Origin of the sequence: Nocardioides sp. Leaf285, from assembly GCF_001422955.1 — a bacterium.
GTDB classification, from domain to species: domain Bacteria; phylum Actinomycetota; class Actinomycetes; order Propionibacteriales; family Nocardioidaceae; genus Nocardioides; species Nocardioides kribbensis.
The window spans coordinates 31,202-45,457 of the sequence record NZ_LMNH01000002.1; the positions used below are offsets into that span (position 1 = coordinate 31,202).

Here is a 14,256-nt window from a genome sequence, read left to right on the forward strand (position 1 = left end):
GACCGGGGTGCGGGGAGGGTCAGGCGGCGGGCAGGGTGAAGAACACCGACGTGCCGACGCCGACCTCGCTCTCGATCCAGATCCGCCCGCCGTGGCGGGTGACGATCTGGCGGCTGATGGTCAGGCCGAGACCGGTGCCGCCCTTCTCGCGGGTGTCGGAGGAGTCGACCTGCTCGAAGCGCTCGAAGACGCTGCTCAGCATGTCGGCGGGGATGCCGCGACCGTGGTCGCGCACCTCGAACAGCACCTGCGGCCCCGCGACCACCGCGCCGGCCTCGGCCGCCCGGCCCGCGGCGGCGGTGTCCGTGGCGGTGGCGGTGGTGGTGGCGGTGGGACCGGACTCGAGGGTGACCACGGAGCCGGGCTCGGAGAACTTGCAGGCGTTGCCGATGAGGTTGGTGAGGGTCTGCATCACCTGGTCGGCGTCGGCGTGCACGACGCCGTCGGCGCGACCGACCTCGATGCCGACGCCGAGCGACCCGGCCATGCCCTCGATCTGGCGGGCGGCGGCCTCGAGCAGGTCGCGGGCAGGTTGGGCGGTGTGGGAGCGGGTGGCCTCGCCGGTCTCGAGCCGCTCGAGGTCGAGCAGGTCGTTGATCAGCCGGGAGAGGCGCTCGCTGCTCTCCAGCGCGACGGTGACCATGCGGGTCGCGCCGGCCGACAGCGGACCGAGGTGGCCGTCGGCGACCATCTCCAGGGAGGCCCGGATGGAGGTCAGCGGGGTGCGCAGCTCGTGGCTGACGACGGAGAGGAACTCGTCCTTGATCCGGTCGACCTCGCGGCGCTGGGTGACGTCGCGGAAGACGATGACCCCGCCCAGCACCTCGTCGTCGTCGATGAGCGGCGCCGCGGTCATGTCGGCGGGGAAGGTCGAGCCGTCGGCGCGGCGCAGCAGCTCGTCGTCGGCCACCTGCACCTGCCCGGTGCTCATCGCCGCGAAGACCGGGCACTCCTCCCACGGCACGAGGCGTCCCTCGACGGTGGTGGCGTGCAGCACCGGGTGGGCCGGTCGTCCCTCCAGCTCGGCCAGGGTGTAGCCGAGGGCCTCGCCGGCCGAGGGGTTGAGGAAGGTGACGCGTCCGTCGCGGTCGACGCCGTAGATGCCGTCGCCGACGGAGTCGAGGAGCAGCTCGTTCTGCCGGGCCAGCTGGCGCAGGTGCTCGGTCTGCTCGGCCACCCGCCGCTCGAGCCCGCGCCGCAGGGCGGCGTTGTCGGCGGTGAGCAGGACCTGCCGCACCCCGGCGGCGACGATCAGCACGAGCCACGCCACCGCCTGGGCGCCGTTGGGGTTGCGCGACTCCCCGAGGGTCACCTGCACCACGGCGGCGACGAGCAGCACCGCGAAGACCACCATCGTGCCGATCGACTCCGGCAGGCCCCGACCGGTGTCCTCGTCCTCGCTGGGCAGGGGGGCCCAGGCGGCCAGCCCGAAGAAGGCGTAGCCCGCGATCCAGCCGAGGTCGAGCACCGTGCCGAAGACGAAGCTGCCCTCGGCCGCGCGCACGGCGAAGGTCAGGTCGCCCACGGCGTAGAGCAGGAAGCCGGTGGCCACCAGGCCGAGCCCGAGGCGCTGCGAGCGCGAGACCCGCAGGAGCAGCAGCACCGCGACCGTGGCCAGCACGACGTCGAGCAGGGGCAGCAGCAGGGCGAGCGCTTGCGCTGCCGACCCGTCGCGCGCGGAGGAGTCGAGCAGCTGGGGGTAGACGAGGACGGAGACGATGAGCAGCAGCGCGCCGCCCGCGACCAGCCCGTCGAGGAACATCACGACCAGCTCGGCGCCGCGGCGTCGTGCGGTGGGGAAGGACAGCAGCCCGGCGGTGGCGATGAGCAGCGCCACCGCGAAGAGGCCGTCGCCCACGACGCTGGGGGAGGAGACGGGGTCCGACCCCATGGCCGCCGACCACGCGTTGCCGCTGATGGCCGTGACGCCGGCGATCGCCAGCAGCAGCCACGGCCGTCGGTCGCGGGGCGTCGTACGCCGAGCGCGCAGCGCCGCGCTGGCCGAGCCGAGCACACCCGCGGCGAGGAGCGCGACGGTCGTGACCGAGCCGCGCACGCCCATCGGCAGCCACGGCAGCAGCAGGAGGGTGGTCAGCACCAGCAGGCCCGCGACGACGACACGCGCGGTGTCGAAGTGCGTGCGCCCGAGCGCCGGCCCCCCCGAGTCCATGGCTCGACGCTATCAGCGCCGCCGCCCGGCGGGCGTCGTCCGATCGGGTCCGCCGGTGGTGGCCGTCCGGGTCCTCCCCGGGGGTGGTCCGGCTGCAGGTCCCGCCACGCCATCCTGGGCTCCGGGACGGCACCGTCGCCGTCCCGGGAGGGAGCACCATGATCACCAGCATCGTCTCGCGCGTCCTCGGACGCGGCCGCTCGACCGGCGCCACCACCGGTCGTCCCGTCGGGGGCACCGCCACGGGCGGCAGCCGCTCGCAGGACGAGGCCATCGGCCGCGGCGTGCGCAGCGTCCTCGGCAAGCTCACCGGCCGCCGCCGCTGACCTGCCGCTGACCTGCCGCCGACCCGCGGCACCCGTCGAGCCCCCCGCCCCGGCCCTGCCGGAGCGGGGGGCTCGGTCTGCTCCGCCGGTCTGCTCCGCCGGTCTGCTCCGCCGGTCTGCTCCGCCGGTCCGCTCCGCCGGTCCGCTCCGCCGGTCCGCTCCGCCGGTCCGCTCCGCCGGTCTGCTCGCGACCACGCCGGTCCCGATTCGCCCGCTCCCCGCCTGACTCCCGTCGGTGCTCGCCCTCGGCGCACCCGCTGGTCCCAGCAGCCTCCTGCGCCCCACCGGTCGGCCCGGACCCGCACCTGTCGGCCGACGCGTGGGCCGACAGGTGCGGGTTTCGCCAGCCGGCCGGTGAAACCCGCAGACCCCCCTGCTCCCCAGCCTCCCCACAGCCGGTCCGGGGACCACTGCTGGGCAGGTGCGGTAGGCAGGAGGGCAGCCCACGACCACCGACCCAGGAGCGCCATGGCGACCCGCCTCACCGTGACCAGCGCCGAGACCACGCCGAGCGGCCTGCGCCGCGTGTGGTTCCGCAGCGACGACCTCTCGGCCTTCGCCGACAGCCACCACACCGACCGCTACGTCAAGCTCGTCCTGCCCCGCCCGGGCGTCGCCTACCCCGCGCCGCTGGAGGAGCTCGACCTGCGGGCGCTGCGCACCACGATGGCCCCCGAGGACCTGCCGGTCGTGCGCACCTACACCGCGCTCTTCCCCGACTTCGTCGCCGGCACGCTGGCCATCGACTTCGTGGTGCACGGCGACGAGGGCGTCGCGGGGCCGTGGGCCGCCTCGGCCGCGCCGGGCGACACGCTGGTGGTCAACGGCCCGGGCGGTGCCTGGTCGCCCGACCCCACCGCCGACTGGCACCTGCTCGTCGGCGACGAGTCGGCGCTGCCGGCGGTGACCGCCGCGCTGGCCGTGCTGCCGCCCGACGCGGGCGTGCGGATCGTCGTGCTCGTGGAGTCGCCCGCGCACGCTCCCCGGCTGGATCCCGGCGAGCACGGCGAGCTGGTCGTGGCGCACCGCAGCGACGGCGGCACCCTCGAGGCCGCGGTGCGCTCCCTCGACTGGCCGCCCGGGCGGGTCAGTGCCTTCGTGCACGGCGAGGCGGGCGAGGTGATGCGTCGCCTGCGCCCCCACCTGCTCGGCGAGCGCGGCGTCGACCGCGCCGACCTGTCGATCTCCGGCTACTGGCGCCGGGGCCGCACCGAGGAGGGCTTCCGCGAGTGGAAGCAGGCCCAGCCGCGCGACTGACACGGCCCGGCGGGGCCTGACGCGCGGATCGCACGCACGGTCTGCGTGCGATCCGCGCGCCACGCCTGCCCGGCACCGGCACCGGCGCCGGCGGCGCGCACCGGCGGCGCGGATCGGGGTCAGGCGCCGGGGTCAGGCGGTGGGGTCGAGGTGGGCGCGCAGGGTGAGCATCGCGGCGTCGACCAGGTCGGGCAGCGAGCGGGCGGGGTCGTCGAGCCACACGTCGTACGCCGCGAGCGCGAGGGCGAGGCTGACCTGGCCCACGGTCTGAGGGAGCAGGTCGCCGGGGCGGGTGCCGGTGCGCGCGGCGACGTGCTCGGCGATGACCTGGCGCCACTCGGCGTAGCGGAGCACGGAGTGCGCCTGGAGCGCCGGGGTGCGCAGGATCAGCCGCATCCGGTCGACGTGGGTGGGGTCGGCGGCGGGCGGGAACTCGTTGAAGGCGCGCACGGCGCGGTGCACGCCGCGCCACAGCGGCTCGTCGGCCGGGGCGTCGGCCAGCAGGTGGCGGAAGCGCGCGAGGGTGAGGTCGAAGCGGCCCCACGGGATGTCGTTCTTGGAGCGGTAGTAGCGGAAGAGGGTCCGCCTCCCGACGCCGACCTCGTCGGCGATCGCGTCGAGCGTGGTGCCCTCGAAGCCGCGCTCGGCGAAGAGTCGGAAGGCGGCCTGCTCGATGGCCGCGTGGGTGGTGACGACCGGTCGCCCCTGACGGCGCGCGCTGTCGTCGACCACGGCCGCAAGGTACACCCGCGGACGAGCGGCGGCCCTGCGCGGCCGGGCGGCGGCGGCACCTGCCCGTTCGGAGGGTTCTGAGGCCGTGCCGGATTCGGGACCCCTGACCCCTGGCGTTTTGGCCACGGGTGCCATTAGCGTCCGATGTGACCTGCACCACGATCCGCAGCAGCACGAGAGGAGCACCCATGAACCCCGAGGACACCACGCCGGACATCACGCCCGAGGCCGCCGGCCCGGAGGCCGGCCTGACCGCGGAGAGCCTCATCGAGGAGGTCTCGATCGACGGCATGTGCGGCGTGTACTGATGCTCGACGAGGCCTGGACCCTGTCGCCCTCGGTGGCCCTGCGACCCGAGCCCTTCGGTGCGCTGGCCTACCACTTCGGCAACCGGAAGCTCACCTTCCTCAAGCGCCCGGAGCTGGTGGCAGTGGTCCGGGCCCTCGCCGACCACCCCGACGTCCGCACGACCCTCGAGGCCGTCGGCGTGCCCGAGCCGCAGCACGCGGCGTACGCCGGGGCCCTGCGCGGCCTGGCCGACTCCGACATGATCCGCCCGCGCGCCCAGGAGGCCGTCGCATGACCCTCGCCCCCGTCCGCCCCGCCGCCCCGACCGCCACCCCGCCCGCCGCCCCGACCACCCGGGAGCGCCCCCTCGGCGGCACGCTGGTCGAGCAGTTCGAGCTCGGCCTCGACGCCCCCATCTGCCTGACCTGGGAGCTCACCTACGCCTGCAACCTCGAGTGCGCCCACTGCCTCTCGAGCAGCGGCCGGCGAGACCCCCGCGAGCTCACCACCGAGCAGGCCGAGGCGGTCATCGACGAGCTGCAGCGCATGCAGGTCTTCTACGTCAACGTCGGCGGCGGCGAGCCCACGATCCGCCCCGACTTCTGGCACCTGCTGCAGTACGCCGTGGACCACCAGGTCGGCGTGAAGTTCTCCACCAACGGCGTGCGCCTGACCCCGGAGAACGCACGGCTGCTGGCCTCGCCCGCCTTCGGCGGCTACGTCGACGTGCAGATCTCCCTCGACGGCGCGACCGCGGAGGTCAACGACCACGTGCGCGGCCCGGGCTCCTACGACACCGCGCTGACCGCGCTGGCCAACCTCCAGGACGCCGGCTTCACCGACGCCAAGATCTCGGTGGTCTGCACGCGGGAGAACATCGGCCAGCTCGACGAGTTCAAGGCCCTCGCCGACCGCTTCGGCGCGACGCTGCGCCTCACCCGGCTGCGCCCCAGCGGCCGCGGCGCCGACGTGTGGGACGAGCTGCACCCGCTGCCCCACCAGCAGCGCGAGCTCTACGACTGGCTGGTCGCCCACGGCGAGGACGTCCTCACCGGCGACTCCTTCTTCCACCTCGCCGCCTACGGCGAGTCGCTGCCCGGGCTCAACCTGTGCGGCGCCGGGCGCGTGGTGTGCCTCATCGACCCCGTCGGCGACGTCTACGCCTGTCCCTTCGCCATCCACGACGAGTTCCTCGCGGGCAACCTGCTCGCCGACGGCGGCTTCCAGAAGGTCTGGCAGACCTCCGAGCTCTTCCTCGGGCTGCGCGCGCCGCAGACCGGCGGGGCCTGCGCGAGCTGCCAGTTCTACGACACCTGCCGCGGCGGCTGCATGGCCGCGAAGTTCTTCACCGGCCTGCCCATGGACGGCCCCGACCCCGAGTGCGTGCAGGGCTACGGCGAGCAGGCGCTGGTCGCCCTCGACGCCGCCGGCGGGCGCCAGGTGCCCGCGTCGAGCCAGGACCACTCCAAGACCGCGCCGACGCGCAACCAGCCGGTGATGCTGACCCTCGGGCGGCGCCCCGACACCCTGACCCTGCCGTCGGCCCCGCCGGTCTCGGCGTGCGCGGAGAGCCCGCTCGCGGGCTTCGTGCCCCCGCCGCCCCAGCAGCCGGTCCAGCAGTCGGTCCAGCAGTCGGTCCAGCAGCCTGACCCGCAGTCGATCCCGCACGCCGAGCAGTGAGGTAGCGCCATGACCAAGCCCGAGTGGCTCTCCAAGGTGGAGAACCCCTGGAAGCAGAACCCGTGGTTCGAGTCGGTGGCGGTGGCCCAGGAGCGGGCCCGCAAGCGCCTGCCCGCGCCGGTCTACGGCGCTCTCGTGGCCGGCTCCGAGCGCGGCCAGACCATCGCCGACAACCAGGCCGCCTTCGCCGAGATCGGCTTCGCCCCGCACGTCGCGGGCCACCAGCCCGAGCGCTCGATGGCCACCACCGTCATGGGGCAGCAGATCTCCCTGCCGGTGGTGATCAGCCCCACCGGGGTGCAGGCCGTCCACCCCGACGGCGAGGTCGCCGTCGCCCGGGCGGCGGCGTCGCGCGGCACGGTCATGGGGCTGTCGAACTTCGCCTCGAAGTCGGTGGAGGAGGTCTGCGCGGTCAACGACCAGACCTTCTTCCAGATGTACTGGACCGGCGACCGCGACGTGATGCTCCAGCGCATGCAGCGGGCCAAGAAGGCCGGCGCCAAGGGCCTCATCGCCACCCTCGACTGGTCGTTCTCGATGGGCCGCGACTGGGGCAGCCCCGAGATCCCCGAGAAGGTCGACCTGAGGACGATGGTGCGGATGGCGCCCCAGGTGGCGACCAAGGCGCGCTGGCTCTACCAGTTCGGCCGCACGGGCACGATCCCCGACCTCACCGCCCCCAACCTCGCCCCTCCCGGTCAGGCGAAGGGGCCGACGTTCTTCGGCGCCTACTACGAGTGGATGACCACCACCCCGCCCACCTGGGAGGACGTCGCGTGGATGCGCGAGCAGTGGACCCAGCTCAGCGGCATGCCGTTCATGCTCAAGGGCGTCTGCCGCGTCGACGACGCCCTGCGGGCCCGCGACTGCGGCGTCACGGCGATCTCGGTCTCCAACCACGGCGGCAACAACCTCGACGGCACCCCGGCCACCATCCGCGTGATCGCGCCGATCGCCGACGCCGTCGGCCACGACGTCGAGGTGCTCATGGACGGCGGCGTCCGGCGCGGCTCCGACGTGGTCAAGGCCCTGGCCCTGGGCGCCCGCGCGGTCATGATCGGGCGCGCCTACCTGTGGGGCCTGGCCGCCAACGGCGAGCAGGGCGTCGGCAACGTGCTCGACGTGCTGCGCTCGGGCATCGACTCCGCCCTGCTCGGCATGGGTCTGTCGTCGATCGACCAGCTCACCCCCGACCTGCTGGTCGTGCCCGACGGCTTCGTCCACGCCCTCGGCGTGCCGGCCGATGCGCCGACCCCCGAGGGGGCCCCCGACGCGGCCCCGGACCCGGTCCACCACTGAGGGCCCCGGTGGACCCGCACCCCGCGCCGGCCGGCGTCGCGACGCCGGCCGACCGCCGTGACCTGGCCGACGCCACCTGGCCCGACCTCCCGGCGACCCCGACGGTGCTCGTGCCGCTGGGGTCGCTGGAGCAGCACGGCCCGCACCTCCCGCTCGACACCGACGCCGCGATCGCCGACGCCGTCGCCCGCCGGGTGGCCGAGCTGCTCGACCCCGACGGGTCGGGCGACCTGTGGGTCGCGCCGCCGGTGGTCTACGCCGCGAGCGGGGAGCACCAGATGTTCGCCGGCACCGCCTCGATCGGCACCGACGCGCTCCGCACCCTCCTGGTCGAGCTCACCCGCTCGCTGCGCACGTGGGCCGGCCGGGTGGTCTTCGTCAACGCCCACGGCGGCAACCTCCAGGCCCTCGGTGCGGCGCTGCGCCAGCTGCGCGCGGAGGGTCACGACGTCACCTGGGCGCCCTGCGCGACCGAGGAGGTCGACGCCCACGCCGGCTACACCGAGACCTCGCTGATGCTCCACCTGCGCCCCGCGTCGGTGCGCCTCGACCGCGCGGTGGCCGGCAACACGACGCCGGTGCACGAGCTGCTGCCCGCCCTGCGGAGCGGGGGAGTCGGCGCGGTCTCGGCCAACGGCGTGCTCGGCGACCCCGCGGGCGCGAGCGCCGCGGAGGGCGAGCGGGTGCTCGAGGCGATGGCGCGCGACGTGGTGGAGCGCCTCGCGCGCGAGGGCACCGCTGCGGCGCAGCCCGCCGGGGCCCCCGCGTGAGGGTCGCCCTGGTCACCGGCGCGGCCCGCGGCATCGGCGCCGCGACCGTCGCGCGCCTGGCCGAGGACGGCTGGGCGGTGCTCGCGCTCGACGCGTGCGCCGGCCCCGAGGCGTCGCCGTACGCCCTGCCGACGCGGGCCGACCTCGACGCCGTGGTGGCGCCCTGGCCCGAGGTCGAGGCGTGCGTCGCCGACGTGCGCGACCGCGCCGCCCTCGCCGCCGCCGTCGCCCGGGTGCTGGAGCGCTGGGGCCGCCTCGACGCCGTGGTCGCCGCGGCGGCCGTGGTCGCGGGGGGACGAGCGCTGTGGGAGACCCCCGACGAGGAGCTCGACCTGCTCTGGGACGTCGACGCCCGCGGGGTGTGGCTCACCGCCGCCGTGAGCGTGCCCGCGATGCTGGCCGGGCCCGACCCGTCGGGCTGCCGGTTCGTGGCGGTCGCGTCGGCGGCCGGCACGCACGGCCTCTTCCGGATGGCGGGCTACAACGCGGTCAAGCACGCCGTGGTCGGCCTCGTGAAGGGTCTGGCCGCCGACCTCGTCGGCACCGGCGTCACCGCCGTGGCCGTCTCGCCGGGCTCCACCCGCACCCCCATGCTCGAGCAGACCGCCGCGCTCTACGACACCGACGTCGCCGCCCTCGCCGCCCACCAGCTGCTGCGCCGACCGCTGGAGCCCGAGGAGCTCGCCGCGACCATCGCCTTCTGCTGCTCGCCGGCCGGCGCCGTGCTCCACGGCGGCGTCGTCCACGCCGACGGCGGCTTCCCCGGATGAGGGTCCCGCGCCGATGAGTCTCGACGCACCGACCCGCGCCGACGCCGCGGCTCCCCGCGCCGCCCGCACCCCCGACCGGCTGCCCGACGGCTTCCGGGTGGCCCTGCGCCCCGACGTACGCCGCCTCGACGGCGGACGGCTGCTCGTCGGGGGCTCGCCGATGCGCGCGATGCGGCTCTCGCCCGCGGCGCTCGCCGTGCTGGGCGACGGCGGCTTCGTGGTGACCGACGACCGCTCGGCCGCGCTGGCCGCGAGCCTGCTGCGCGCCGACGTCGCGGAGCCGGTGCTCGACCCCGCACCGGTCGCGGCCGACCTGCTCACCGTGGTGCTGCCCGTGCGCGACCGCTGCGACCAACTCGACCGCGCGCTGGGCGCGCTGGGTCGGGCCTGCCGCGTGCTCGTCGTCGACGACGCCTCCCGCGACCCCGCCGCCGTCGCCGCGGTCGCCCGCCGCCACGGCGTCGAGGTGCTCGCGCTCGCCGTCAACGTCGGGCCGGGCGGCGCCCGCAACGCCGGCCTGGCGCACGTGCGCACGCCCTACGTCGCCCTCGTCGACTGCGACGTCACCGTCGGCACCGACCTGCTCCTGCGCCTGGCCCGGCACCTCCTCGACCCGACGGTCGCGCTGGTCGGCCCGCGCGTGGTCGGCCGGGCGCGCAGCACGCGGACGCGGTGGTGGGAGAGCTACGACGAGGTCGCCTCCTCGCTCGGCCTCGGCACCCGCGGCGGGGTCGTGCGCCCGGGCGCCGCGGTCGGCTGGCTGCCCGCCGCCTGCCTGGTCGGGCGGGTCGCCGACCTCGGCGAGGGCTTCGAGCCCGGGCTGCGGGTGGCCGAGGACGTCGACCTCGTCTGGCGCCTCGACGCCGCCGGTCGCACCGTGCGCTACGACGCGGACGAGCAGGTCGACCACGACGCCCGGGCCACCGTGCGCGGCTGGCTGGGCCGCAAGGTGCTCTACGGCACCGGTGGGGCGCTGCTGGCCCAGCGCCACGGCGACCGCGGCGCGCCCGCGGTGCTCTCACCGGAGCTGGCGCTCGCCGCGGCGGCGCTGCTGCTGCGCCGCCGCTGGTCGGCCCCGGTGGCGGCCCTGGCCGTGGCCCGCGGCGCGCACGCGCTGGCCACCACGCTGCCCGAGGCGCCGGAGCGCCCGCGCCTGGCCGCCGGCCTCACCGCCCGCGGCCTGGGCTGGGCCGTGCGCCAGGAGACCGGCCTGCTGCTGCGGCACTGGTGGCCGCTCACCGTGGTCGGCGCCGCCCTCAGCCGCGACGTGCGCCGCGTCGTCGTCTCGGCCCTCGTGGTCGACCTGGTGGCCGGCGTGCGCGAGCACCCCCGCGCCGACCCCCGCCTGCTGCTGCTCGGCCGCCGCCTCGACGACCTCGCCTACGGCACCGGCCTGTGGCTGGGCGCTCTGCGCGCCCGCTCGCCGCGCTGCCTGCTGCCGCGCTCGCCGCGCTCGCGTCGCTGAGCCGCCCTTGCGAGCGGACCGCAGTCCGTCAACAAGAACGTTGACGGTCGAGCGCGGGGCGCCGTACGGTCGGGGCGGTCCCCGACCGTCGGGCCGACCGAGTGAAGCCGAGGACCACGATGACCCGACCTTCCCGTCCGTGCTGCGACCGTGTGAGGGGAGTCGGGTGGTGAGCACTCCGGTGCGGGCGGCGCTCCGGGGCGCGGTCGTCGGCGGCGGCACCATGGGGGTGGGCATCGCCTACGTGATGGCCACCCACGGCCTGCGCACCACGGTGGTGGAGCCCAGTGCCGAGCGCGTGAGGGCCCTGCGCGACGAGGTGGACGCCGCGCTGGCCGGCGGCGTCGCCCGCGGACGCCTCGACGAGGCGCGGGCCGACGCCGTCCGCGAGGGCCTCGTGGTCGTCGGGTCGGTCGAGGACCTCCCCGTGGGTCTGGACGTGATCGTGGAGAGCGTGCCCGAGCGGGCGGACCTCAAGGCGGCAGTGCTCGCCGCGGCCGAGGCGCTCGCTCCACGACTGCTCGCGACCAACACGAGCTCGATGTCGGTGGACGCCCTGGCTGCTCCCCTGGCGCATCCTGAGCGTTTCTGCGGCCTGCACTTCTTCAACCCGGTCTGGTCGATCGGGCTCGTCGAGGTGGTCCGGGGGGCTCGCACCGGCGCGGAGTCCCTCGCCCTCGCCCTCGACCTCGTCGGGGCGATGGGCAAGGAGAGCGCCGTCGTCAACGACTCGCCGGGCTTCGCCACCAGCCGGCTCGACCTGACGCTGGCGTTGGAGTCCATCCGGATGCTCGAGGAGGGTGTCGCCGCGGCCGAGGACATCGACCGGGCCGTGCGGCTGGCCTACCGCCACCCGGTCGGGCCGCTCACGCTCAGCGACATCGTCGGTCTCGACGTGCGCCTCGACATCAGCCGTCAGCTCGAGGTGTCCCTCGGCCCGCGGTTCGCGCCCCCGCGCCTGCTCGAGGAGATGGTCGCCGAGGGTCGGCTGGGCCGGAAGTCGGGGCGCGGGTTCTTCGACTGGTCCGAAGGAGAGCGCCCGTAGGCCTTGTGGAGCGTCAACGCATGTGTTGATACTGGTGTGACCGACACCACCTGAGGAGTGACCGTGCGCGACGCCGTGATCGTGGAAGCCATCCGTACCCCCGTCGGGAAGCGGGGCGGCGGCCTGTCCGCCGAGCACCCGGTCGACCTCTCGGCCGACCTGCTCGTCGCCCTCGCCGCCCGGACCGGACTCGACCCCGCCCTGGTCGACGACGTCCACTGGGGCTGTGTGCACCAGGTCGCCGAGCAGACCTACAACGTGGCGCGCAACGCGGTGATCGCTGCCGGGTGGCCCGAGTCGGTGCCCGGCACGACCCTCGACCGGCAGTGCGGCTCCTCCCAGCAGGCCGTGCACTCCGCCGCCGCCATGGTCGTCTCGGGGCAGGCCGACATCGTCGTCGCCGGCGGCGTCGAGGTGATGAGCCGCGTGCCGATGGGGGCCTCGGTGCTCGACAAGGACCCGTTCGGGGAGCGCTTCGCCGCCCGCTACGACGGGCGTCGACCCCACATGGGCCTCGGCGCCGAGGAGATCAACCGTCGCTGGTCGCTCACCCGCACCCAGCTCGACGAGTTCGCGCTGTCGTCGCACGAGAAGGCGGCCCACGCCCAGAAGAACGGCCTCTTCGAGAGCCAGATCGTCCCGGTGACCACTGCCGACGGAGTGACCGTCGAGCACGACGAGGGCATCCGGCCGGGCGGCTCGCTGGAGAAGCTCGCCGGCCTGCGGTCGGTCTTCGCCGAGGACGGCCTGCTCACCGCCGGCAACAGCTCCTCGATCAACGACGGCGCGGCGGCGCTGCTGGTCATGACCGGCGACAAGGCGCGAGAGCTCGGCATGACGCCGATCGCGCGGGTGCACACCGCCGTCGTCGCGGGCGACGACCCCATCATCAGTCTCACCGCCCTGATCCCCGCCACCCGCAAGGCCATGGACCGCTCGGGCCTGTCGCTCTCCGACATCGGCGTCTTCGAGGTCAGCGAGGCCTTCGCCTCGGTGCCGCTCGCCTGGCAGAAGGAGATCGGAGCCGACCCGGCCCTGATGAACCCCCACGGTGGTGCGATCTCCATCGGCCACCCGCTCGGCGCCAGTGGGGCTCGGCTGATGACCACGATGGTCCACCACATGCGCGAGGCCGGCGTGCGCTACGGCCTCCAGACGATGTGCGAGGGCGGCGGGCTCTCCAACGCCACGATCCTCGAGCTGCTCTGACCCGGTCGACCTGCCACGCGCCGTCCACCACCCGCCACCACGAGGAGTCCCGATGTCCGACCTGAAGCTGAGCCACTCTCCGCTCATCCCGGAGACCGAGGAGCGTCGGGCGTTGCGGGAGTCGGTGGCGGCCCTGGCCGGCAAGTACGGTCGTGCCTACTTCCAGGAGGCGGCAGCCCGGGGCGGCTTCCCCGACGAGCTCTACAGCGACCTCGGGCACGCCGGCTTCCTGGGCGTGAACATGCCCGAGGAGTGGGGCGGCGGGGGCGGGGGCCTGGCCGACCTGGCCGTCGTGATCGAGGAGTGCGCCGCCCAGGGCTGCCCGATGCAGATGATCGTCATCAGCTCGATCACCGCATCGATCATCGCCCGCCACGGATCCGAGGTGCTCAAGGAGAGGTGGCTGGAGGGGATCTGCAGCGGGGAGAAGAAGGTGGTCTTCGCGATCACGGAGCCCGACGCCGGCACCAACACCCACAACATCTCCACCACCGCGACGCCGTCGCCCGGCGGCGGGTGGACCCTCACGGGACAGAAGTACTGGACCTCCGGGGTCGACGAGGCCGACGCCGTCATGGTGGTGGCCCGCGATGCCGAGCCGGGCCCCGACGGCAAGCGCACGCTGTCGCTCTTCCTGATCCCGACGGACGCGCCCGGATTCAGCTACACCGTGATCGACTCGGCCCTGCGGGCGCCGGAGCGACAGTTCGTCACCTTCTACGACGACGTGCCCGTCGCCGCCGACTCGATCGTCGGTGACCAGGGCCGCGGTCTCCAGCAGGTCTTCGCCGGGCTCAACCCCGAGCGGGTCGCTGCTGCGGCGATCGCCTCCGGCATCGCGCTGTACGCCCTGCAGCGCGGAGCGCTCTACGCCAACCAGCGCACGGTGTGGAGCCAGCCCATCGGCGCCCACCAGGGCCTGTCGCACCCCCTCGCCAAGGCCTACATCGACGTGCAGCAGGCCCGGCTGATGAACTTCCGCGCCGCGGAGCTCTACGACACCGGTCAGGACGCCGCCTGCGCCGAGGCGGCCAACATCGCCAAGCTCGCCGCCGCCGACGCCTGCCTGCTCTCACTCGACCAGGCGATGCAGACCCACGGTGGCAACGGCCTGTCCAACGAGTACGGGCTCTCCGACCTGTGGTTCACCGCACGCATGCTCAAAACGGCTCCCGTGAGCCGCGAGATGGTCCTCAACTACGTCGCGCAGCACAGCCTCGGGCTGCCCAAGAGCTACTGAGGAGA

Annotated in this window: 14 protein-coding genes; 12 read left to right on the forward strand and 2 right to left on the reverse strand. The window is 74.8% G+C overall.

Translation table 11 applies throughout. The features are described from left to right. Positions 1 to 19: 19 nt before the first annotated feature. On the reverse strand, positions 20 to 2,170 hold the full coding sequence (locus tag ASF47_RS05400) for a PAS domain-containing sensor histidine kinase (RefSeq protein ID WP_056863029.1): 2,151 nt from the start codon (positions 2,168 to 2,170) through the stop codon (positions 20 to 22). Between the two features lie 158 nt (positions 2,171 to 2,328). On the opposite strand from ASF47_RS05400, the gene ASF47_RS20965 reads away from it, so the two are divergent. Both ASF47_RS20965 and ASF47_RS05405 read left to right on the forward strand, forming a co-directional pair. Next, a complete protein-coding gene (locus ASF47_RS20965) occupies positions 2,329 to 2,496 on the forward strand; it encodes a hypothetical protein (RefSeq protein ID WP_156697762.1) in 168 nt (55 codons plus the stop codon). Positions 2,497 to 2,964: 468 nt separating this feature from the next. Next, positions 2,965 to 3,753 (forward strand): siderophore-interacting protein, encoded by a 789-nt coding sequence (locus tag ASF47_RS05405; protein WP_056863030.1) that lies wholly within the window; start codon positions 2,965 to 2,967, stop codon positions 3,751 to 3,753. A 132-nt stretch (positions 3,754 to 3,885) separates the two neighbouring features. Here the strand turns inward: ASF47_RS05405 and mftR are convergent, their stop codons facing one another. After that, on the reverse strand, positions 3,886 to 4,485 hold the full coding sequence (mftR, locus tag ASF47_RS05410; protein ID WP_235557501.1) for a mycofactocin system transcriptional regulator: 600 nt from the start codon (positions 4,483 to 4,485) through the stop codon (positions 3,886 to 3,888). 188 nt (positions 4,486 to 4,673) lie between these two features. Between mftR and mftA the strand changes: the two genes are divergently transcribed. The 10 genes from mftA (at position 4,674) to ASF47_RS05455 (ending at position 14,251) form a co-directional block, all read left to right on the forward strand. Then, a complete protein-coding gene (gene mftA, locus ASF47_RS20560; RefSeq protein ID WP_082500049.1) occupies positions 4,674 to 4,793 on the forward strand; it encodes a mycofactocin precursor MftA in 120 nt (39 codons plus the stop codon). Next, entirely contained in the window at positions 4,778 to 5,068 is a 291-nt protein-coding gene (gene mftB, locus ASF47_RS05415) for a mycofactocin biosynthesis chaperone MftB (protein WP_056863032.1), read from the forward strand. Before mftA ends, mftB begins: the two co-directional genes overlap by 16 nt. Beyond that, positions 5,065 to 6,453 carry a mycofactocin radical SAM maturase gene (mftC, locus tag ASF47_RS05420; RefSeq protein WP_082500050.1) on the forward strand — a complete coding sequence of 463 codons (1,389 nt, stop codon included), beginning with the start codon at positions 5,065 to 5,067 and terminating at the stop codon, positions 6,451 to 6,453. Before mftB ends, mftC begins: the two co-directional genes overlap by 4 nt. A gap of 9 nt (positions 6,454 to 6,462) precedes the next feature. Then, the gene (gene mftD, locus ASF47_RS05425) at positions 6,463 to 7,752 is read left to right on the forward strand and encodes a pre-mycofactocin synthase MftD (protein WP_056863033.1); all 1,290 of its coding nucleotides are present in this window, start codon (positions 6,463 to 6,465) and stop codon (positions 7,750 to 7,752) included. A gap of 8 nt (positions 7,753 to 7,760) precedes the next feature. Next, positions 7,761 to 8,522, forward strand: coding sequence for a mycofactocin biosynthesis peptidyl-dipeptidase MftE (mftE, locus tag ASF47_RS05430; protein WP_056863034.1), 762 nt, complete (start codon positions 7,761 to 7,763; stop codon positions 8,520 to 8,522). After that, positions 8,519 to 9,292 carry a mycofactocin-coupled SDR family oxidoreductase gene (locus tag ASF47_RS05435; protein ID WP_056863035.1) on the forward strand — a complete coding sequence of 258 codons (774 nt, stop codon included), beginning with the start codon at positions 8,519 to 8,521 and terminating at the stop codon, positions 9,290 to 9,292. Before mftE ends, ASF47_RS05435 begins: the two co-directional genes overlap by 4 nt. Before the next feature lie 13 nt (positions 9,293 to 9,305). Further along, a complete protein-coding gene (mftF, locus tag ASF47_RS05440; protein ID WP_056863036.1) occupies positions 9,306 to 10,757 on the forward strand; it encodes a mycofactocin biosynthesis glycosyltransferase MftF in 1,452 nt (483 codons plus the stop codon). Positions 10,758 to 10,926: 169 nt separating this feature from the next. Beyond that, positions 10,927 to 11,802: a 3-hydroxyacyl-CoA dehydrogenase family protein gene (locus ASF47_RS05445; protein ID WP_200918968.1), complete on the forward strand. Its 876-nt coding sequence runs from the start codon at positions 10,927 to 10,929 to the stop codon at positions 11,800 to 11,802. Positions 11,803 to 11,865: 63 nt separating this feature from the next. Further along, the gene (locus ASF47_RS05450; protein WP_056863518.1) at positions 11,866 to 13,011 is read left to right on the forward strand and encodes a thiolase family protein; all 1,146 of its coding nucleotides are present in this window, start codon (positions 11,866 to 11,868) and stop codon (positions 13,009 to 13,011) included. A gap of 52 nt (positions 13,012 to 13,063) precedes the next feature. Next, entirely contained in the window at positions 13,064 to 14,251 is a 1,188-nt protein-coding gene (locus ASF47_RS05455; protein WP_056863037.1) for an acyl-CoA dehydrogenase family protein, read from the forward strand. The last annotated feature ends 5 nt before the right edge of the window (positions 14,252 to 14,256 follow it).

Excerpts from the sequence above, each read along its gene's own strand:
- mftC (WP_082500050.1), top strand. The coding sequence starts at position 5,065 with ATGACCCTCGCCCCCGTCCGCCCCGCCGCCCCGACCGCCACCCCGCCC.
- mftD (WP_056863033.1), top strand. The coding sequence starts at position 6,463 with ATGACCAAGCCCGAGTGGCTCTCCAAGGTGGAGAACCCCTGGAAGCAG.
- ASF47_RS20965 (WP_156697762.1), top strand. The coding sequence starts at position 2,329 with ATGATCACCAGCATCGTCTCGCGCGTCCTCGGACGCGGCCGCTCGACC.
- ASF47_RS05405 (WP_056863030.1), top strand. The coding sequence starts at position 2,965 with ATGGCGACCCGCCTCACCGTGACCAGCGCCGAGACCACGCCGAGCGGC.
- ASF47_RS05400 (WP_056863029.1), bottom strand. The coding sequence starts at position 2,170 with ATGGACTCGGGGGGGCCGGCGCTCGGGCGCACGCACTTCGACACCGCG.
- mftF (WP_056863036.1), top strand. The coding sequence starts at position 9,306 with ATGAGTCTCGACGCACCGACCCGCGCCGACGCCGCGGCTCCCCGCGCC.
- ASF47_RS05455 (WP_056863037.1), top strand. The coding sequence starts at position 13,064 with ATGTCCGACCTGAAGCTGAGCCACTCTCCGCTCATCCCGGAGACCGAG.
- mftA (WP_082500049.1), top strand. The coding sequence starts at position 4,674 with ATGAACCCCGAGGACACCACGCCGGACATCACGCCCGAGGCCGCCGGC.